The sequence below is a fragment of the Exiguobacterium sp. s123 genome (assembly GCF_018617075.1).
GTDB classification, from domain to species: Bacteria; Bacillota; Bacilli; order Exiguobacteriales; family Exiguobacteriaceae; genus Exiguobacterium; species Exiguobacterium profundum.
Genome location: NZ_JACSJL010000005.1, coordinates 173545 through 191666 on the forward strand (window position 1 = coordinate 173545; position 18122 = coordinate 191666).

16 protein-coding genes and 1 pseudogene are annotated in these 18122 nt (G+C 47.6%); 15 read left to right on the forward strand and 2 right to left on the reverse strand.

Translation table 11 applies throughout. The annotated features are described in order from the left end of the window. The first annotated feature begins 86 nt into the window (after nucleotides 1-86). The 9 genes from ypfJ (at nucleotide 87) to KNO72_RS10545 (ending at nucleotide 8430) form a co-directional block, all read left to right on the forward strand. The gene (ypfJ, locus tag KNO72_RS10505) at nucleotides 87-941 is read left to right on the forward strand and encodes a KPN_02809 family neutral zinc metallopeptidase (protein ID WP_012727442.1); all 855 of its coding nucleotides are present in this window, start codon (nucleotides 87-89) and stop codon (nucleotides 939-941) included. Between the two features lie 94 nt (nucleotides 942-1035). Beyond that, entirely contained in the window at nucleotides 1036-1884 is an 849-nt protein-coding gene (locus tag KNO72_RS10510; RefSeq protein ID WP_078147953.1) for a MurR/RpiR family transcriptional regulator, read from the forward strand. Next, nucleotides 1881-2348, forward strand: a complete 468-nt coding sequence (locus tag KNO72_RS10515; protein ID WP_214685381.1) for a GNAT family N-acetyltransferase — start codon at nucleotides 1881-1883, stop codon at nucleotides 2346-2348. The genes KNO72_RS10510 and KNO72_RS10515 overlap by 4 nt, the downstream gene beginning before the upstream one ends. 101 nt (nucleotides 2349-2449) lie before the next feature. Next, complete coding sequence (murQ, locus tag KNO72_RS10520) at nucleotides 2450-3343, forward strand: N-acetylmuramic acid 6-phosphate etherase (RefSeq protein WP_214685389.1); 894 nt, start codon at nucleotides 2450-2452, stop codon at nucleotides 3341-3343. Between the two features lie 13 nt (nucleotides 3344-3356). Next, nucleotides 3357-4730 (forward strand): PTS transporter subunit EIIC, encoded by a 1374-nt coding sequence (locus tag KNO72_RS10525; RefSeq protein ID WP_214685392.1) that lies wholly within the window; start codon nucleotides 3357-3359, stop codon nucleotides 4728-4730. A gap of 60 nt (nucleotides 4731-4790) precedes the next feature. Next, on the forward strand, nucleotides 4791-5840 hold the full coding sequence (locus KNO72_RS10530) for a DUF871 domain-containing protein (protein WP_214685393.1): 1050 nt from the start codon (nucleotides 4791-4793) through the stop codon (nucleotides 5838-5840). Nucleotides 5841-5895: 55 nt separating this feature from the next. Then, entirely contained in the window at nucleotides 5896-6399 is a 504-nt protein-coding gene (locus KNO72_RS10535) for a YwhD family protein (RefSeq protein ID WP_078147711.1), read from the forward strand. A gap of 156 nt (nucleotides 6400-6555) precedes the next feature. Beyond that, nucleotides 6556-7833 (forward strand): dicarboxylate/amino acid:cation symporter, encoded by a 1278-nt coding sequence (locus KNO72_RS10540; protein ID WP_078147710.1) that lies wholly within the window; start codon nucleotides 6556-6558, stop codon nucleotides 7831-7833. 57 nt (nucleotides 7834-7890) lie between these two features. Next, nucleotides 7891-8430, forward strand: coding sequence for a TVP38/TMEM64 family protein (locus tag KNO72_RS10545; RefSeq protein WP_078147709.1), 540 nt, complete (start codon nucleotides 7891-7893; stop codon nucleotides 8428-8430). Here KNO72_RS10545 and cls read toward each other — a convergent pair. Both cls and KNO72_RS10555 read right to left on the reverse strand, forming a co-directional pair. Beyond that, entirely contained in the window at nucleotides 8406-9935 is a 1530-nt protein-coding gene (cls, locus tag KNO72_RS10550) for a cardiolipin synthase (RefSeq protein ID WP_371815847.1), read from the reverse strand. The genes KNO72_RS10545 and cls overlap by 25 nt on opposite strands. A gap of 269 nt (nucleotides 9936-10204) precedes the next feature. Then, nucleotides 10205-11143 (reverse strand): EAL domain-containing protein, encoded by a 939-nt coding sequence (locus tag KNO72_RS10555; RefSeq protein ID WP_078147707.1) that lies wholly within the window; start codon nucleotides 11141-11143, stop codon nucleotides 10205-10207. A gap of 201 nt (nucleotides 11144-11344) precedes the next feature. Here KNO72_RS10555 and speE point away from each other — a divergent pair, with 201 nt between their 5' ends. The 6 genes and pseudogenes from speE to KNO72_RS10580 all read left to right on the forward strand — a co-directional run bounded on the left by speE (nucleotide 11345) and on the right by KNO72_RS10580 (nucleotide 18115). Continuing rightward, entirely contained in the window at nucleotides 11345-12184 is an 840-nt protein-coding gene (gene speE, locus KNO72_RS10560; RefSeq protein ID WP_012727429.1) for a polyamine aminopropyltransferase, read from the forward strand. Next, complete coding sequence (gene speB, locus KNO72_RS10565; protein ID WP_012727428.1) at nucleotides 12181-13062, forward strand: agmatinase; 882 nt, start codon at nucleotides 12181-12183, stop codon at nucleotides 13060-13062. Before speE ends, speB begins: the two co-directional genes overlap by 4 nt. Then, the gene (locus KNO72_RS10570; protein WP_031422162.1) at nucleotides 13063-13422 is read left to right on the forward strand and encodes a Na-translocating system protein MpsC family protein; all 360 of its coding nucleotides are present in this window, start codon (nucleotides 13063-13065) and stop codon (nucleotides 13420-13422) included. A gap of 218 nt (nucleotides 13423-13640) precedes the next feature. Then, nucleotides 13641-14597: a sodium-dependent bicarbonate transport family permease gene (locus tag KNO72_RS10575; RefSeq protein ID WP_214685407.1), complete on the forward strand. Its 957-nt coding sequence runs from the start codon at nucleotides 13641-13643 to the stop codon at nucleotides 14595-14597. A gap of 461 nt (nucleotides 14598-15058) precedes the next feature. Continuing rightward, nucleotides 15059-15218: pseudogene (locus KNO72_RS15940) on the forward strand (IS30 family transposase); the annotation flags it as partial. Nucleotides 15219-15394: 176 nt separating this feature from the next. After that, on the forward strand, nucleotides 15395-18115 hold the full coding sequence (locus KNO72_RS10580) for an ATP-dependent Clp protease ATP-binding subunit (protein WP_214685409.1): 2721 nt from the start codon (nucleotides 15395-15397) through the stop codon (nucleotides 18113-18115). The last annotated feature ends 7 nt before the right edge of the window (nucleotides 18116-18122 follow it).

Sequence of the window (18122 nt, forward strand, 5' to 3'; positions counted from 1 at the left end):
AAATTCTCATTTACCGAGAAACATGAGCTCACTTTTACCGGATTTGGGGTAATAAACAAGACAGAGCGAATGTAGGAGGAATCGGGATGAAGTGGAAAGGAAGACAACAGAGCCGAAACGTCGAGGATCGACGTGGCCGTAGCATCGGAGGGAAGGGGATTGCCGGGGTCGGGGGTGGTCTCGGATTGATTCTCGTCATCGTCTTTACATTATTGAATGGGGGAAGCCCGACGGATCTCGTCAACAACATCGGAATCGGGGAACCTCAATCGGAGGGGACGTATACGGGAACTGCTCGTGAAGAGGAGATGGCAGATTTCGTAGCGGTCGTCTTGAAGGATACAGAAGAAGTGTGGACAGACATCTTCGCTGAAAATGGGATGACGTATGAAGAGCCGACGCTCGTCCTATTTTCCGGACAGGTTGAATCCGCTTGTGGTATTGCTGGCTCGGCTGTTGGTCCGTTCTATTGTCCCGGCGACCAAAAATTATATATCGATTTGAGTTTTTATGATGAACTGAGTCAACGTTTCAATGCACCAGGGGATTTTGCGATGGCTTATGTCGTCGCCCATGAGGTCGGGCATCACGTCCAGACGCTTCTCGGGACGACAGAAGAAATCATGCCGCTTCGGAACGAGATGAGCGAGACCGAATTCAATCGCTATCTCGTCCGCTTTGAGTTGCAGGCAGACTACTATGCAGGCGTATGGGCCCATCACGCGCAAGGGTTAGGGTATCTTGAAGCGGGGGACGTGGAAGAAGCGATGAATGCCGCGCATCAGATTGGCGATGACACGCTGCAGCGTCAGGCACGTGGATATGTGACGCCAGACTCGTTCACACATGGGACATCGGAACAACGCATGCGTTGGTTCGAGAGAGGATTTGAGAACGGATCGATTCAAGGTGGTGACACGTTCAATACGAACAACTTATAGATCGGGCGTACGCTCGATCTTTTTAGGTGATTGGAATATGGGGAAGGAATCCGCTATCATAAAAGAACAACAGTTGCAGGAAGGGGATGACCAAATGGAATCCTTACTTACGAAAATTGATTTAGCGAAAGAGGATATGACAGCGGTCGAAAAGAAGATCGCCGACTATATTTTGTCCCATTCAACGCTCATTCCAAACATGACGACAAAAGAGCTTGCGCAAAAGACGGATGTATCCGAGGCGAGTATCGTTCGTTTCGCACGAGTCGTCGGGATTGATAGTTTTAAAGCGTTCAAGCTCGCGCTCGTGAAAGACTTGGCTGTCACGGAGACGACGCTGACGGACTTCAACGTCCTCCAGCAAAAGGACACGCCGTATGACTCGTTCCAAAAAGTCATCCATGTGAATAAAGGAGCCATCGAGGCGTGCGCCGAAGCGATGGACAAACGAGAACTTGAACATGCGGTGGACTTGTTCGCTCGTGCGAACCGCGTCATCTTTTACGGAGTCGGGGGGTCTTCGACGGCGGCAATTGATGCGCAATATAAGTTCACGAAACTGGGATATGCGGCCACGACCTCTCCCGATTTTCATTATATGTTGTCGCTGATTCCGCATTTAGGAAAGTCTGATGTATTCGTCGCAATCAGCACGTCCGGTCGAACGAAAGATGTGCTCGAGCTCGTCCGATTTGCGAAAAAGAAACGTGTTCCGGTCATCGCCATCACGAACCTCGACAAATCACCGCTTTACCGGGAAGCGGACGTTCGACTCTGTACGCCGAACGTCGAGAGTGACTTCCGAATCGCCAGTATCGCCTCACGGATGACACAATTGACGATTGTCGATACGTTATATATGGGACTCCTCCACCGGAAGGGAGAAGGCTTGATTGATCGGTACGCAGAAGCTCGAGATGAGATGGTGAAACTACGCCGATGATTCGACCTTATACGGCTGAAGATCGTCAAGAATTGCAACGCTTTCTGATGGATCAACGCACATTCGCAAGATTGAATGAACAGACAGTCGAGATGTTTCGTGACGAGAACGTGGCGGATTTTGAAGCGGATGGCACCGTCAGTCTCATTATTCGTGAAGATGGACGGGTTGTCGCCATCGCGGACCTGTTGAAACGACATCCCGTGGATGGCTCGCTTTGGCTTGGTTTGTTCGTTGTCGAAGAATCTCTCCATGGGACAGGTTTGGCGCAAACGTTGTATGAACAATTGGAAGACCAATATATGCGCCCGTATCAGACGGTATTTCGATTAGGTGTCCTTCCAAACAATCTCCGCGCTCGTCGGTTCTGGGAGCGAAACGGATACGTGTATGAGAAGGATTCGATCACGAATAAAGGAACACGCGTGCACGTCTTGAAAAAACGACTCATTCGTTCAGAGTGAGTTTTTCTTTAAAGTTTATTTGAAATTAAATTTCATAAAAATTAAATTATAAATTGACTTTAAATTTCAATATAGTACGATTAAATCATAGAGAAGAAAGGATGGTGGCGATGCTAGATAAACTGGCTACAGAAAGACGGAATGAACGAACGATGCACCTGGACGAGATGTCGATTGAGGAACGATTGGCGATTATGAATGCAGAGGATCAACAAGTTCCTCAAGTGATTCAAGAGCAACTTCCGGTCATCACAAAAGTCGTGGAGCGAGTCATCGCATCCTTTCGTAAAGGCGGTCGCCTGATTTATATCGGTGCGGGCACGAGTGGACGTTTAGGGATTTTAGACGCAGCGGAGTGTGTGCCAACTTTTGGAGTATCACCCAATCAAGTCATCGGACTGATTGCCGGCGGCGAACGCGCGCTCATTCAAGCCGTTGAGGGAGCAGAAGACAGTAAGGAATTGGCGGTCACAGATTTGAAAGCGCTTCATTTGACGGCAGAGGATACGGTCGTTGGGATTGCAGCGAGCGGTCGAACGCCATATGTGGTCGGAGGTCTCGATTACGCACGAGAACTCGGTGCCACAACAGCTTCAATTTCATGTAATCGCGATGCGGTCATCAGTCGACATGCGGATTACCCGATTGAAGTGGAAACGGGACCGGAAGTACTGACCGGTTCAACGAGATTGAAGGCGGGAACAGCACAGAAACTTGTCCTCAACATGATTTCGACGACGTCGATGATTGGAGTAGGGAAAGTGTATCAAAACTTGATGGTTGATGTGCAACCGACGAATGAAAAGCTAGAAGTGCGTGCCAAGCGGATGATTGCAGAAGCGACAGGGGTCGACATGGAAATGGCCGCGCGTTATTTTGCTTCATCCAAGGGGCACGTCAAAACGGCGATTGTCATGATTTTAGCGGACGTCTCTTATGAGGAGGCTGTCAAACGATTAGAGCGCGCGAACGGATTCGTCCGCGAGGCGCTATAAGGGGGAAATCGAGATGAAGAAAGAAGAGGTTTTAGCACGGGATATCCTCGCACATGTCGGGGGGAAAGAGAACATCCGTCAACTCGCGCATTGTATGACACGTGTCCGATTGACGTTGAAAGATGGGACGAAGGCAGACATTGACGCATTGAAAAAGATTGACGGGGTCATGGGTGTCATCGATGATGAGACGTTACAAATCGTCGTCGGTCCAGGTACCGTAAACCGGGTCGCGGATTATATGAGCCATGAGACGGGGCTTGCCATCGGGGAAGAATCGGTAGATGCGAACTTGACGTTAGAGGAACGTGCGGCGGTCGAACGCCAGAAGGTGAAAGAAAAGCAAAAATCACCGTTCAAACGATTCCTTCGCCGCCTCGGAAACATCTTCATTCCGCTCATTCCGGGACTTGTCGCATCGGGGATCATTAACGGGGCCGCGAACTTTGCTGTCAACGCCGGCGTCGACCGGACGGAGACGTGGATGCAGATTCTACTCGTGCTCGGTAGCACGGTCTTTGCGTATTTGGCCATCCTTGTCGGTTGGAACACGGCAAAAGAGTTTGGAGGAACGCCGGTACTCGGGGCGATTGCCGGGGGGATCCTGTTCAACCCGCTCCTCGCGGACATCGTCATTTATGGGGAGCCGCTCGTCGTCGGGCGTGGTGGATTATTCGGTGTTATTTTTGCCGGTTGGCTCATGACGTATATCGAGAAGCACATTCGTCGCTTCATGCCGGTATCCATTGATATTATTTTCACACCACTCTTTACTGTTCTCATCGTTGGATTTACAGCGCTCTATGCAATCATGCCGGTCGCTGGCATATTGTCAGACGGGATCATGCGAGGAATCAATGCGACGCTCGAATTCGGGGGACCCGTCGCAGGGGCACTCTTGGCAGGATTCTTCTTACCGCTCGTCATGGTCGGATTGCATCACGGGTTGACGCCGATCCATTTGGAACTGTTAAATACGGTCGGGACGACGGCCCTTCTCCCAATCTTGGCGATGGCCGGTGCGGGTCAAGTCGGTGCTGCGCTTGCCATTTTTGTGAAGACGCGCAACCCACGCCTTCGTAACATTATCAAAGGGGCCATCCCCGTAGGTTTCCTCGGAATCGGGGAGCCGCTCCTATACGGGGTCACGCTTCCGCTCGGACGTCCGTTCTTGACAGCGTGTCTCGGAGCTGCGGTCGGTGGGGCTTTCCAAGCGACAATGAAGACAGCGGCGCTCGGAATCGGTGTGTCCGGTCTATCGCTCACTCCGCTCATTGATAATGGCATGTATTTGACGTACATTGCCGGACTATTGATTTCATATACGGCAGGTTTCTTGTTCACTTATTTCTTCGGCTTCAAAGAAGAGATGGCGGACGGGATTTGACAAACAAAGATGGCTCGAGTCGAGTCATCTTTTTCTCTACTTTTGGAAAGGTGGATTCACATGAGAGGAATTTCGGTTTACTTAAGTGAGGAACTGACGTCTGTGTACATTGATTGGATCGAACGTATGCGAGAGAGCGGGTTTACAAGCATCTTCACGTCGCTCCATATTCCGGAAGACGATTCGACAACCTATACAGAACGACTTCAGCAATTAGGTGTGTTGGCAAGGCGTCTAAAGATGGAACTCGTGGCAGATATCGCCCCATCGTCTCTACAGACGCTCGGTAAGACCTGGGACGATGCGCATACGCTGTTGGAGTGGGGCGTCACCGGGTTACGTGTTGACTATGGTGTCACACCGAAACAAGTGGCAGATTTGTCACGACATATGATGGTCGCCCTCAATGCGAGTACGCTCACGGAAACGGAGCTTGAAGAGATGCATCGGTATGGATTACAACGAGAACGCGTAGAAGCGTGGCATAATTTTTATCCTCGTCCGGAAACAGGACTCGAGCGTTCTTGGTTTGATGAAAGAAACGCCTGGTTACATGCGCAAGGAATACGGGTACAAGCATTCATCCCTGGAGATGAACGGTTACGTGGCCCCCTTCATGAGACATTACCGACACTCGAGATGCACCGCCACCAATCTCCGTTTTCGTGTTATATCGATTTACAAGCGACGGTCGATCGAATCTTGATTGGAGATCCGTGTATATCCAATCAGACGATGCGACAGTTTCGGGAGTACGACGAGGGCGTCATCGTTCTTCGAGCGACCACACGAAATCATGATGATTTGGTTCCAACAAGTCACACGAATCGGATGGACCCAGCCCGGGACGTCATCCGTTCGGTCGAATCGAGAGCGTATGGACGACCTGGGGACCATTTGATTCAACCGCGAGATACAGAAGAACGAGTGCTCGGCAGTATCACGATCGACAATGAACGTTACGGTCGTTATGCAGGGGAACTGCAAATAACGAAGCGGGATTTGCCGGCAGATGAGCGCGTCAATGTCATCGGAAGGATCATTGAAGAAGATCGTTCATTAATCCAACAGATTGGTCCAGGAGGACGCTTTCAAATCGACTGGGTGTGACTCAGGATTGCCACCATCCTATGTCATTGTGTACAGTAGAGAGGGAGGGTGGAACATGAAAGACATTAATTTTAATATTATTTCAGACGATGCGACGGACGGACACGGTGGTTTTGGCGTCGGTTCGCTTAGTTTAAATAACATGTCTCCGGTCATCATCGATGTCGAAGAAGGCGTTGCAACAATCGATATGGGAGCGATGCACGCCAAGTCTGCCATCGAGAAACGGATTAAGTTTTTGACGGACCCGGAAGCGGTACCGAACGGGAAACCGTATTGGATCGTGTGGGTGACGGTCGGTCGAAAACCGGAAGGCTTTTATTATGGTGGTGTCGCGGCATGTGACATGTTAGTTGACGTGGAAGCGAGACGGGGTTATAAATTATTACCGTATCACGTCAATCAAATGGACAAATCGTTAAAGGGTCGGATTTTAATCGACATGATGGACGCTCCGTCCCGCGACGTTTTAGCGAACTTCTTACAAGAACATCGCCCTGAGATTTGGGCAAACTCGACTGAACTTCATGCAGAGCTCGAGCGCTTAGGCGTCGAGTAAAAAGATTGGACGAATTTTCGTCTCCAATCTTTTTTGTTTCGCATTTTTGGGAGTAACAGGAAATTATGTAACTGAAGAGATATTCAGTTGTAATTGTATGAAAATTCAGTATTATGATATACTGACTACATTGTGAAAAAAAGAAAGGGTGATACGATGAGCGAAACGAAAAAAATCTTAATCGGTCTCGCGCTAGGTGTTGTTGTTGGTCTCGGATTGGCGGGCTTGCCGGATAATGTTTATGAGATTGTGAATCCGTATATTTTATCTCCGGTCGGAACGATCTTTTTGAATTTAATTAAAATGTTAGTCGTACCGATTGTCTTCTTCTCGATTATTTTAGGCGTCATGGGTCTCGGGGACCCGAAAGAACTAGGTCGAGTCGGGTCGAAGTCGATTCTGTTCTTCTTAGCGACGACAGCGCTCGCGATCATGTTAGCGATGGGTGTTGCATCCGTCTTACAGCCAGGGGAGCGTGGGGACTTCCCAACGACAGGTCTTGAATTTGAATCAACAGCGACCGAGGAATCGTCTAATATCGTACAGACATTCGTCAATATGATTCCAACGAATCCGATTACGGCGCTCGCTGAAGGAAACATGCTTCAAATCATCGTCTTTGCGGCATTGATTGGGTTTGCGTTGATTGCCCTCGGGGACAAGGCGAAGACGTGGCGTCAATTCGTCAAACAAGGCGATCGCATCATGATGCACCTCATTCATCTCGTGATGAAGCTCGCTCCTTACGGGGCGTTCGCATTAATTGCTTCTGCAATCGGAGGCATCGGTCTTGATGCCGTCGTCGCGATGGCGTGGTATATGATTGCCGTCGTCTTGACGTTATTCTTGCATGCCACGATTGTCTACGGGGCAGCAGTATATTTCATCGGGAAGATGAGCCCGGTCTTCTTCTTCAAGAACTTCTATGAGGCGATGACCTTTGCGTTCTCGACATCTTCGTCGAATGCGACGCTTCCGGTATCGATGGAAGTCGCGCAGACGAAACTCGGTGTGCCGCGTTCGATTTCATCGTTCGTGCAACCACTCGGGGCAACGGTCAACATGGACGGAACGGCGATCATGCAAGGGGTTGCGACGATTTTCATCGCGCAAGTGTTCGCTTCTGACTTAACAATGACTCAGTTGTTGACGGTCGTCATCACGGCGGTCCTCGCTTCGATCGGTACAGCGGGTGTACCGGGAGTCGGACTTGTCATGCTTGCGCTTGTGCTTCAGTCAGTCAACTTACCGGTAGAGGGAATCGCCCTCATTATCGGGGTCGACCGTATTCTCGATATGCTTCGCACATCTGTCAACATCACGGGGGATGCGGCATGTGCGGTTGTCGTTTCGAAATTGGAAGAAAAACATTTACCACCAGTCGACGAAGACTCGTGGGATGAAGCAGGCGCGACCTCTTCATCATCGCTATGATATAGTGAAGGACCATGACAACATGTCATGGTCCTTATTTTGTGAAGAGAAAGAGTGATGATTATGGAATGGGAACTGCTCCCGCTCCCTTTATTTTTGATGATCAGTATTTTACTGAATAGTGTGATTGCGGTCGCCGGTGTCCTCCCTAGTGCTTTTTTGACAGCCATCAATGTGAGTGTCCTCGGTCTCGTACCGGGCATCCTCGTATCGATTGTCGGGGAGGCAGTTGGCGCCGTCGTGAGTTTCATCCTTTATCGGAAAGCCCTACACCGTTATGTTTCTCCGAATGGTAGCCGATTCCAACGGCTTCGGGAGTCCGAAGGAGCCGAGGCTTGGTTTCTCGTCCTCGGGATGCGTCTTATGCCATTCGTTCCTTCTGGTCTCGTCACGTTATCGGCGGCGTTCAGTCGCATGACGCTCGCCTCGTTCGCAGTAGCAAGTACGATTGGAAAGATTCCTGCCTTGATTATGGAAGGACTGGCGGTGACGGCAGCGATGCAGTTAACGATTGGATGGCAATTGTTTTTAGTTGGTGTCGTCGCCATGACGTATCTTGTTTGGCGAATGCGTCAAAGGAGTGGCGAGAAAATGTGACAAAACGCTTCGACGAAACGTTTGCCGGTCGTCTTTTTCCGCAGCATGGTCCAATCGATTAAAATGGATTCATCAAAGTCCTTTAGAAATGCCTCGTGCAGTTCTTGAATGGATGTAGTATCGAATTGGGCAATCATCATCTCGTGGTTGAGAAACATACTACGAAAGTCGAAGTTGGCTGATCCGACGAGGGCAACGTTACCATCAATCAGTAGTGTTTTCGCATGGATGAAATGGCGGTTGTATTTATAAATTTTGATATTGCGCTTCAACAGTTGTTCAAAATAATACTCGGTCGCATGAAAGCTGAACCATTCGTCTCCTTTGCCCGGTACGACGATTCGGACATCGATGCCGCTACGACCTGCGACTTCAAGAATGGCCAATAGTTCAGGCGGGGGGACAAGGTATGGGGTGGTGAGCCAAATCGATTTTTTGGCATCCATCAACAGACGCATGAGTCCATCGCGAATCGTGACGTCTTTACCAGGCGATGTGACGAGTAGTTGTGTCGCTCCGTTTTGCCCTTTTGGTTCATTGACAAAGTACTGAGAGAGGTTCTTTTCATCTGCGAACAGATCCCACGTCTCATCACTCGTCCCTTGTCCTGCGTATAGCCAGTTCTCTACAAAGAGCTGCTGTAATTCTCGGACGAGCGGACCTTCGAGACGGAGGTGAGTGTCACGCCAGAAACCGAGTTTATCATTCTTCCCAAGATATTCATCCCCGACGTTCAACCCGCCTGTTAGCGCGATTCGCCCATCCACGACAATCAGTTTTTGATGGTTGCGGAAGTTGGCGTTAAACACCAGGTACGGATGCAAAACGGGGTCGAACGCCTGAACGTGGACACGGGACTCCCGTAACGGTTGGATAAACTCTTCCCCGATTTCTTGACTGCCGAGTCCGTCATACAGAAAGCGGACAATGACATTTTCATTCGATTTTTGAATGAGGGCGTCTCTAACTTTTAACGAAATGTCATCCGTCCGAAAGAGGTAGTATTGGATGTGGATATGATTGGTTGCACTGTTGATGGCGTCTAATAATGCATCAAATTTCTGTTCACCGTTGACGAGCAGTTTAGTCGAAGTATGACCATCGGCACCGGATGCGCCTAATTTTTCGAGTGTCCGTGTCAACGGGTAAGACGACACAATATCAGGTGAAGTTTCAATTTTCTCGCTTTCGATTGCTTGCCGTAGCATCCGGATCTCTGATGACGTTCGTTTGAAGCGTCGATGACGGCGTGGCGTACGGCCAAACATGACCCATGCCAAGACACCGATGAATGGAATGAAGAAGACGGTCAGTAACCAGGCGAGCTTCCCTTGAGGTTGTACTTGGTCAAATAGAATTTGCCATCCGACGACGAGCGGTGCGATGATGGCGATTCCAATTAATATAGAAATAAGGATGTCGAGCCAGAACAAGAGACCGATAAGCAAGATGACACTGATCACCATGATGATCAGTTGAATTACGCGACGTTTCAAAGGAAACACGACCTTTCTATAGTTCGATGAACAATGAAAACGAGGGGAATCCCCCTCGTTTTTTAGTACACGCTGTTCAAAACAGCATTGATTTCGTCGGGATAACGAACGAAGAAGTACATATTCGTGTACAACCGTTCCTCCTTTCGAGAGAGTCCATAACTATTCATCTCTTACCCTTTTTTTCATATCTAAAATCAAGGTATTGTTGGCGCATGAATGAAAGAAAAGCACCGGATGTCGACGAAGTCGATTCCTGTGCTTTTGAACGTGATGACTTATGTGATTTCAATCTTGTATTGATTGGCAGGAGCCGGTTTTCCGAAGAAATATCCTTGCGCTAAATCGAATCCGAGCTCACGACAGACATCTGCTTCTTCCATACGTTCTATCCCTTCAGCAAGAAGGGTGATGCCCATCGAATGGGTTAACGCACGCACTTGTTTGAGGAAAGCGCGTTTTTCAGCGTCTTCATCACAAAACGAGATATAGGAACGGTCAATTTTGACATAGTCCGGTTCAAGTCGCTTCAACATATCGATTGTCGAGAAGCCTGCCCCGACATCGTCTAATGCAACTTTCATCCCCCGCTTTTTATATGTCGAAAATACGTGTTGGAGATGATCGACGTCATGTACCTTCTCCGTCTCCACGACTTCAAAGATAAAGCGGTCTGGGCTGAGGTCATATCGGTCAATGATGTCAAACGTGTGCTGGAGACAATAGTCCGGGTTATAAATGGTCGAAGGTAAGAAGTTGATGAACGTCTTTTGCTGAGGGGCGACGGCTTCAAACGTTGCTTTGATTGCTTCCGCGCGGGCACGTTGATCGAGTTTCGAATGGAGACCGAAGCGGTTTGCCGTCCGGAATAGGTCACCAGGTGAGATATTGGCGCTACTGCGGAGGAGCGCTTCATATCCGAACGTTTCCGTTGAATCGAGGAAGATAATCGGTTGGAGATGACTCTCGAACGTGCCGTGCTGAATCTGTTCAATGATGTGCCGATGTGCAAGCTGATCTTTTAGTGCTTCGACCTCAAGTGGAGGTGTCTGACTGTTGGAGTTATAATCGACACAGTAAACCGTCCCTTCCGCATGCAGAAGGAGCGTATCGAGTTCTTCAAACGTTTTGTAAGAGTATTCCTTGAATTTCGTGACGAGTGTTCCTTGAGCAATCAAAGGAATGGTTGTGTTACAAGCAGCACAGGGTGACCACATACTATTCCACCTTTCGATTCAGAATTGGTTCAATCAGTATATCGGCAACGTCTCACAAAAAACTCACATTCAAGACCGATCCCGCAAAAAAATCGTGCAAAATGGGTACAGGTTTTGTATACTTCCTATCGTATGATTAAGAAGCGCCTCAAAACGCCACTCGCATACGAACAACTTTTTGAACAGAAAGGGGTTCTATCGATGGACCAAAAATTAAAATTATGGTTTACGGAGCACCAAACAGAAGATTACGGGATTACGTTCCGTGTAAACCACGTTTATGAGAGCGAACAAACGGAGTTTCAACGACTAGAGATGGTCGAAACGGACGAGTTCGGAACGATGTTGTTACTTGACGGGATGGTCATGACGACGGATAAGGACGAATTCGTCTATCACGAGATGGTCGCACACGTCCCACTCTTTACACACCCGAATCCGAAGCATGTGCTCGTAGTCGGTGGGGGAGACGGCGGTGTCATCCGTGAAATTATGAAACACCCATCAGTAGAAAAAGCGGTTCTCGTAGATATCGACGGGAAAGTTATTGAATATTCGAAGAAATACTTACCAAATATTGCGGGTGAGCTCGACAACCCGCGTGTTGAAGTCATCGTCGGTGACGGATTCATGCATATCGCGAAGTCAGAAAACGAGTACGATGTCATCATGGTCGACTCGACTGAACCGGTCGGACCAGCAGCCAACCTCTTCACAAAAGGGTTCTATGCAGGGATTTCAAAAGCGCTCAAAGAGGATGGCATCTTTGTGGCTCAAACGGATAACCCATGGTTCACACCAGAACTCATCCAAACGGTTCAACGTGACGTGAAGGAAATCTTCCCAATCACGAAATTGTACACAGCAAACGTACCAACGTACCCGAGCGGCATGTGGACGTTCACGATCGGCTCGAAGAAATACGACCCGGAACAAGTATCAGCGGAGCGTTTCCATGACATCGAAACGAAGTACTACACGCCGAAGCTTCACAATGCAGCGTTCGTCCTTCCGAAATTCGTGGAGGACTTAACAAAATGATTAAGCGTTTCGATGAAGCCTACTCAGGTAAAGTGTTTATCGCCAGCCTCCCAGAGGTGACAGAGGCGAAGACGGTTCTTTACGGGATGCCGATGGACTGGACAGTCAGCTTCCGTCCAGGCTCGCGTTTCGGTCCGAACCGGATTCGTGAAGTATCGATTGGACTCGAGGAATATAGCCCATATTTAGACGGTGACTTGGCTGATGCCGCGGTGTACGATGCAGGAGATATCCCGCTTCCATTCGGGAACGCACCGAAGTCGCTCGATATGATCGAGGCGTTCGTCAAAGATGTCGTCAAAGCAGGCAAGTTCCCACTCGGCATGGGTGGTGAGCACCTTGTCACATGGCCGATCATCAAAGCGATGCACGACGTGTACGGCAACGACTTTGTCATCCTCCACTTGGATGCGCATACGGACCTTCGGGATGAGTATGAAGGCGAGCCGCTCTCACACTCGACTCCGCTCAAAAAAGCGGCAAACTTGATTGGACCATCGAACTGTTACTCGTTCGGAATCCGTTCAGGAATGAAAGAAGAGTTTGAGTGGGCACGTGAAGTCGGCTACAACATGCATCAGTTTGAAGTGATTGAACCACTCAAGCGCGTCTTGCCGACACTCGCTGGTAAAAAAGTATATGTCACGATCGACATCGACGTCCTCGACCCGTCAGCGGCACCAGGGACAGGGACGCAAGAAATCGGTGGCATCTCAACGAAAGAATTGCTCGAAGCGGTACATGCGATTGCGAACGCAGACCTCGACATCATCGGTGCAGACCTTGTCGAAGTGTCACCAGCATACGATCAGTCAGACATGACAGCCATTGCAGCAGCTAAGATTCTTCGTGAGATGATGATTGGATTCGTGAAGTAAATGCGGAAAAAGGGTCAGCTGGAAATGGAACTGAGCGCTCGGATTACCCAATGGGAAAAAGAATATTTGGGTCGCGGGTCATTGACGTGTAAGGCAGACCTGCTTCGAGACCTCGCCATCGTCACACTCCAAGGCGTGTTGACGCCGGCCGAGTACGACTTGGCTACTAAGTCGTCAGGTCGCGAGCAATTGAAGAAATACCGCAACAATCTCGTCGAATCAGGACGGAGTCAACTCGAAACGATTGTCGGGCAAGTACTTGGTCGTTCGATTGTCTCGCTCCATACGGACATCAGTACGAAAACAGGGGAGCGTCTCATCGTGTTCCGACTAGATGCCCCTTGGGATCAAACCGATTGACAACGAAACGTTACCTTCTTAAAATGAAAGGCAGAGACGTATATAGGAGCGACTGGACGAGTCATGATGAAGCGTGCTTTCGAAATCTTATGACGGAGCTACTGACCAATTCAATAAACTGACAGTTGTCGGCCTGACGGAGCGATCATTCGAGCCGTCGGCATACAGCGCACGCCTTCTTTAGGTGTGCGCTTTTTTGTCGCCAAGGAGGAAGATGTATGGAATTGTTTTTATTTTTATTGACAAGCGCCCCGGTACTACTGTTCGTGACGGGCGTCATCGCCGCAGTCGGAAAATCAAACTTAAAGATCCCGGATTCACTGAGCACGACGCTCAACATTTACTTACTGCTTGCCATTGGACTGAAGGGAGGCATGGGACTCGCCTTGGTATCTTTTGAAGACATCGCATTACCGCTGACCGTGACGCTGTTGATTGGAATTTTGCTACCGCTTCTCGCGTTCTATGTCGGAGGGATGTTCAAATTCTCATTCCCCGAGCGAATTGCCATGGCTGCAACGTTCGGCTCGGTGTCACTCGTCACCTATGTGGCCGCGTCGACACAGCTCGAACGTCTCGGGATTGCATATGAACCGTTCATGACGACATTGGTCGTCGTCCTTGAAATCCCCGGTCTGATTGTGGCGTTGCTCCTATATAATCAGACGCAAGTATTCGGGATCACGGCCACGTCAGGAAAGGCGAACTCTCTATTCGTGCTAAAGGAGAGTTTGTTCTCGAAAAGCATCCTCTTAATGTTTGCAGGTCTAATCGTAGGTCTTGTGACACCAGACGCCACACCACTCAAACCATTTTTCGTCGACTTGTTCCCGGGTGTGTTACTCCTTTTCTTATTAGGTCTAGGAGTAAAAGTCGGACAGCAATTGAAAACGGTCCCGTCATATGGGCTGAAATTTATGATGATGGGTATGGTGTTTCCGTTAGTCGGGGCCCTTGTCGGCTTTATCGCAGCGAATATCGCCAATTTATCTGACGGCGGAACGATTCTCTTGATGACACTCGCAGCGAGTGGGTCGTATATCGCCGCTCCCGCCATGTTGCAAGCCTCGGTCCCGGAAGCGAAACCATCATTTTATTTGACCCTTTCGCTAGCTGTCACGTTCCCGTTCAACCTGTTAGTTGGAATCCCGCTATACATTGCGATCGTCACATGAAAAAGGAATGAACTGTACTCTGAGTAGTAGGTAATATGCTCCCCAAGAGGTAGACAGATGAAATAAAAAATCTGTTTATCTAATCGGGGAGTATTTTTTATGGCGAGAAATCGACATTCAATCGAACAAAAACTGAGTGTACTACATACGATGGAAGAATAAACATATTCATAGGGACTCGTCTAAATCTAGGGGTGTCTATCCGGTTTATAGTGAGATAGCTGAACGCACACAGGAGCGCTAATACAAAACTTGACAAAACTACGCTTCTGACGATCATCCGGAAGCTACGGGCAACCTGGTCCCCAGAACAGATCGTCGCTCACCTCTACATGGGAAAAAACGCCTTCTTGACGATCTATCTCTGGGTCTGTGGGGGTAATATACGTGCCCATAACCTTGCTCCGGCAGAAGGACAAGCACCGGAAACTAGTGCAGACCTGCGGGCGTATCAACGCCGGTTTGCCGCCCCGTACTCGTCATGGCAACATGAACGCCAAGAGAATCCTTCGCGAAAATCACGCATGAAGTGCTCGCCGAGAGCAACGGGCGGCCGAGAAAGTGTCTGAACTGGAAAACGGCACAGTGGACCTTTACGGGGAAGTATTGCGCTTAATTTGACAAATCGCCCATCTAAAGGACGAATGTATCTTATGCACAGATATGTTAAAGTCAGCATTTCTTTTAAGAGTGATCTAAAAACAATTATTTATTATAAATATCATGTTTTACGTTAAGTGAGCTAGGGGAAATATTATATAAACTAAACTATTCGATTAATTAAGGGGGCAGGGAATATGTCGACGAACAGATGTGATATTTGTGGAAAACCAGCATCAGTCAGAGTCCAAGCAAACTTGAATGGTCAGTTACGAAATATGGAGTTATGTGAGGGTCATTATCAAGAATTTTTACAACGCAATGGATTAAACATTTCTCCAATCGAATCGTTATTTGGAATACGTGGCACTATGCTCGATAACTTTTTTTCGAGCAAACTACCTTTTTTTAATGTAGATGAAGAAGTTAGTAAAGAAAATGTTTATGATGAAACCTCGAGCGAAGTGGCACGGCGCAAGCGTGGTAATGCTTTAACTAGCCGATTGAGTGAAAGCGCGGAAGAGATGCTTCAAAAAGCGGGACAATATGCCTCTGAATTTAACCGACCCGAAATAGATACAGAGCACTTATTGTTGGCGTTGACAGATAGTGAGGTTGTTCAAAGTATATTTAATCAATTCAAAATTAAAGTGGAAGATTTGAAAAGACAAATTCAAGCTGAGGCGAAACATGGAGAGGAATTGCATGAAGGTGAGATTAGCGTTTCACCGCGAGTAAAAGACGCCTTAAGTCGTTCTTTTATTGCTTCAAATGATTTAGGACACCCTTATGTTGGTCCCGAACATTTCTTGATTGGTTTATCTGAAGAGGGAGAGGGGCTGGCTGCAAACATCCTTCGCAAATATGGTTTGACGCCTCAATCTATAAGACAGCAAGTGAGTAGGGTTGTCGGGAACGGTGAAAACAAAGGAGGTCTATCCAATTTGAGTAACACCCCTGAACTGGAGAAATTTTCGCGCGATCTTACTAAGATGGCTAAAGAAGGGAAGCTAGATCCGGTCATAGGTCGTGCCGAAGAAGTGGAAACCACAATAGAGATATTAGCTCGACGTAGAAAAAATAATCCAGTACTGATTGGTGATCCAGGGGTTGGGAAAACTGCTATTGTAGAAGGGTTAGCACAACGAATTGTTGACGGTGAAGTACCTGAAGGTTTAAAGGATAAGCGATTAATGGAGTTAGATATTAACGCAATGGTTGCTGGATCAAAATACAGAGGAGAGTTTGAAGAACGTGTTCAAAAAGTGTTGAAGGAAATATCGGAAAATAAAGATGATTTAATTATATTCATTGATGAGGTCCATACGATTGTAGGCGCTGGACAGGGTGGGGAAGAAGGCGGTCTAGATATAGCTAACGTTTTCAAACCAATGCTTGCTAGAGGAGAGTTGAATCTCATTGGCGCGACTACTCTGAATGAATACCAAAAGTACATCGAAAAAGACGCGGCTTTAGAAAGAAGATTTCAACCGGTTATTATTCACGAGACGACTCCAGAGCAAACGATTATGATTTTAAGAGGTTTGCGCGATACTTTTGAAGCGTATCATAAGGTGACTATAACCGAAGAAGCTATTATTTCTGCAGTAGAGTTATCAGATCGATATATTCCTTCTCGTTTTTTACCTGATAAAGCCATTGACCTTCTTGATCAAGCGGCAGCTAGAGTTAAACTAATTGCCACTTCACGTCCTGCCGGAATTCAAGAAATCGAAGCTGAATTGCAGCACCTTCTAAGAGAGCGAGATTACGTTGCAAATAGAAAGCAGTACGATAAAGCAAGCGAACTTACAAAAGTTATTGAAGAAAAAGAAAGTGAGTTAAAAAAATTAACAGAAGAATGGGAAGCCGAAAAAGGATCAGGGAGTACAGAAGTAAAACCTGAACATATTGCTTATGTGGTTTCGCAGTTGACTGGCATTCCAGTGAACGAACTAACAACAGAAGAAAAAGACAAACTTTTACGAATGGAAGAACAACTGCATCAGCGCTTAGTAGGTCAAGAAGAGGCAGTAAAAGCTGTTTCAGATGCAGTTCGTTTGTCTCGTTCTGGATTACGCGAAGAAAATAAGCCTGTTGCTACCTTTCTTTTCTTAGGACCTACCGGGGTAGGTAAGACCGAGCTTGCAAAGGCTTTATCAGAAGTTATTTATGGAGATGAAAATGCATTATTACGAATTGATATGTCAGAATATGGAGAACGGCATGCAGTAGCACGTCTTGTAGGTGCTCCTCCTGGGTATGTGGGTTATGATGAAGGCGGTCAGCTCACCGAAAAAGTACGACGTTCACCTTACAGCGTGATATTGTTAGACGAAATTGAAAAGGCTCATCCTGACGTGTACAATATCTTACTTCAAGTTTTCGATGATGGACGACTTACTGATGGAAAAGGAAGAGTTGTAGATTTCACCAACACGATAATTATAGCTACGTCAAATTTAGGGTCAGATATTATTCGGACTAGATTAAACAGCGATCATTCTTCTAAAGAAGATTACGAAGACGTAAAAAAAGAAGTTATGACTGTATTGGCAAGTCATTTCCGTCCTGAGTTTTTAAACAGGATTGATGAAATTATTGTATTTAGTGCTTTAAATGAGGATCAAATAAACGAAATTGTATCACTTCAACTACAACGTGTCGCGAAGAATGTGTCGAAACAGGGGATTACTATTTCTTTCGATCAAACTTTAGCTCGCCACTTTACAGAAGAAGGGTACAAACCTGAATTTGGTGCCCGAGAACTCAAACGTGTAATCCGTAGTGAGCTAGAAACGAAATTAGCTCGTGAACTTTTAGGAGGGGCTATTGAGAAAGGGGATAAAATAGTAGCTAAATGGGACGAACAATCACAACAGATTGTTTTTGAACGAACGGAGACGAATGAGGATTAAACCAATT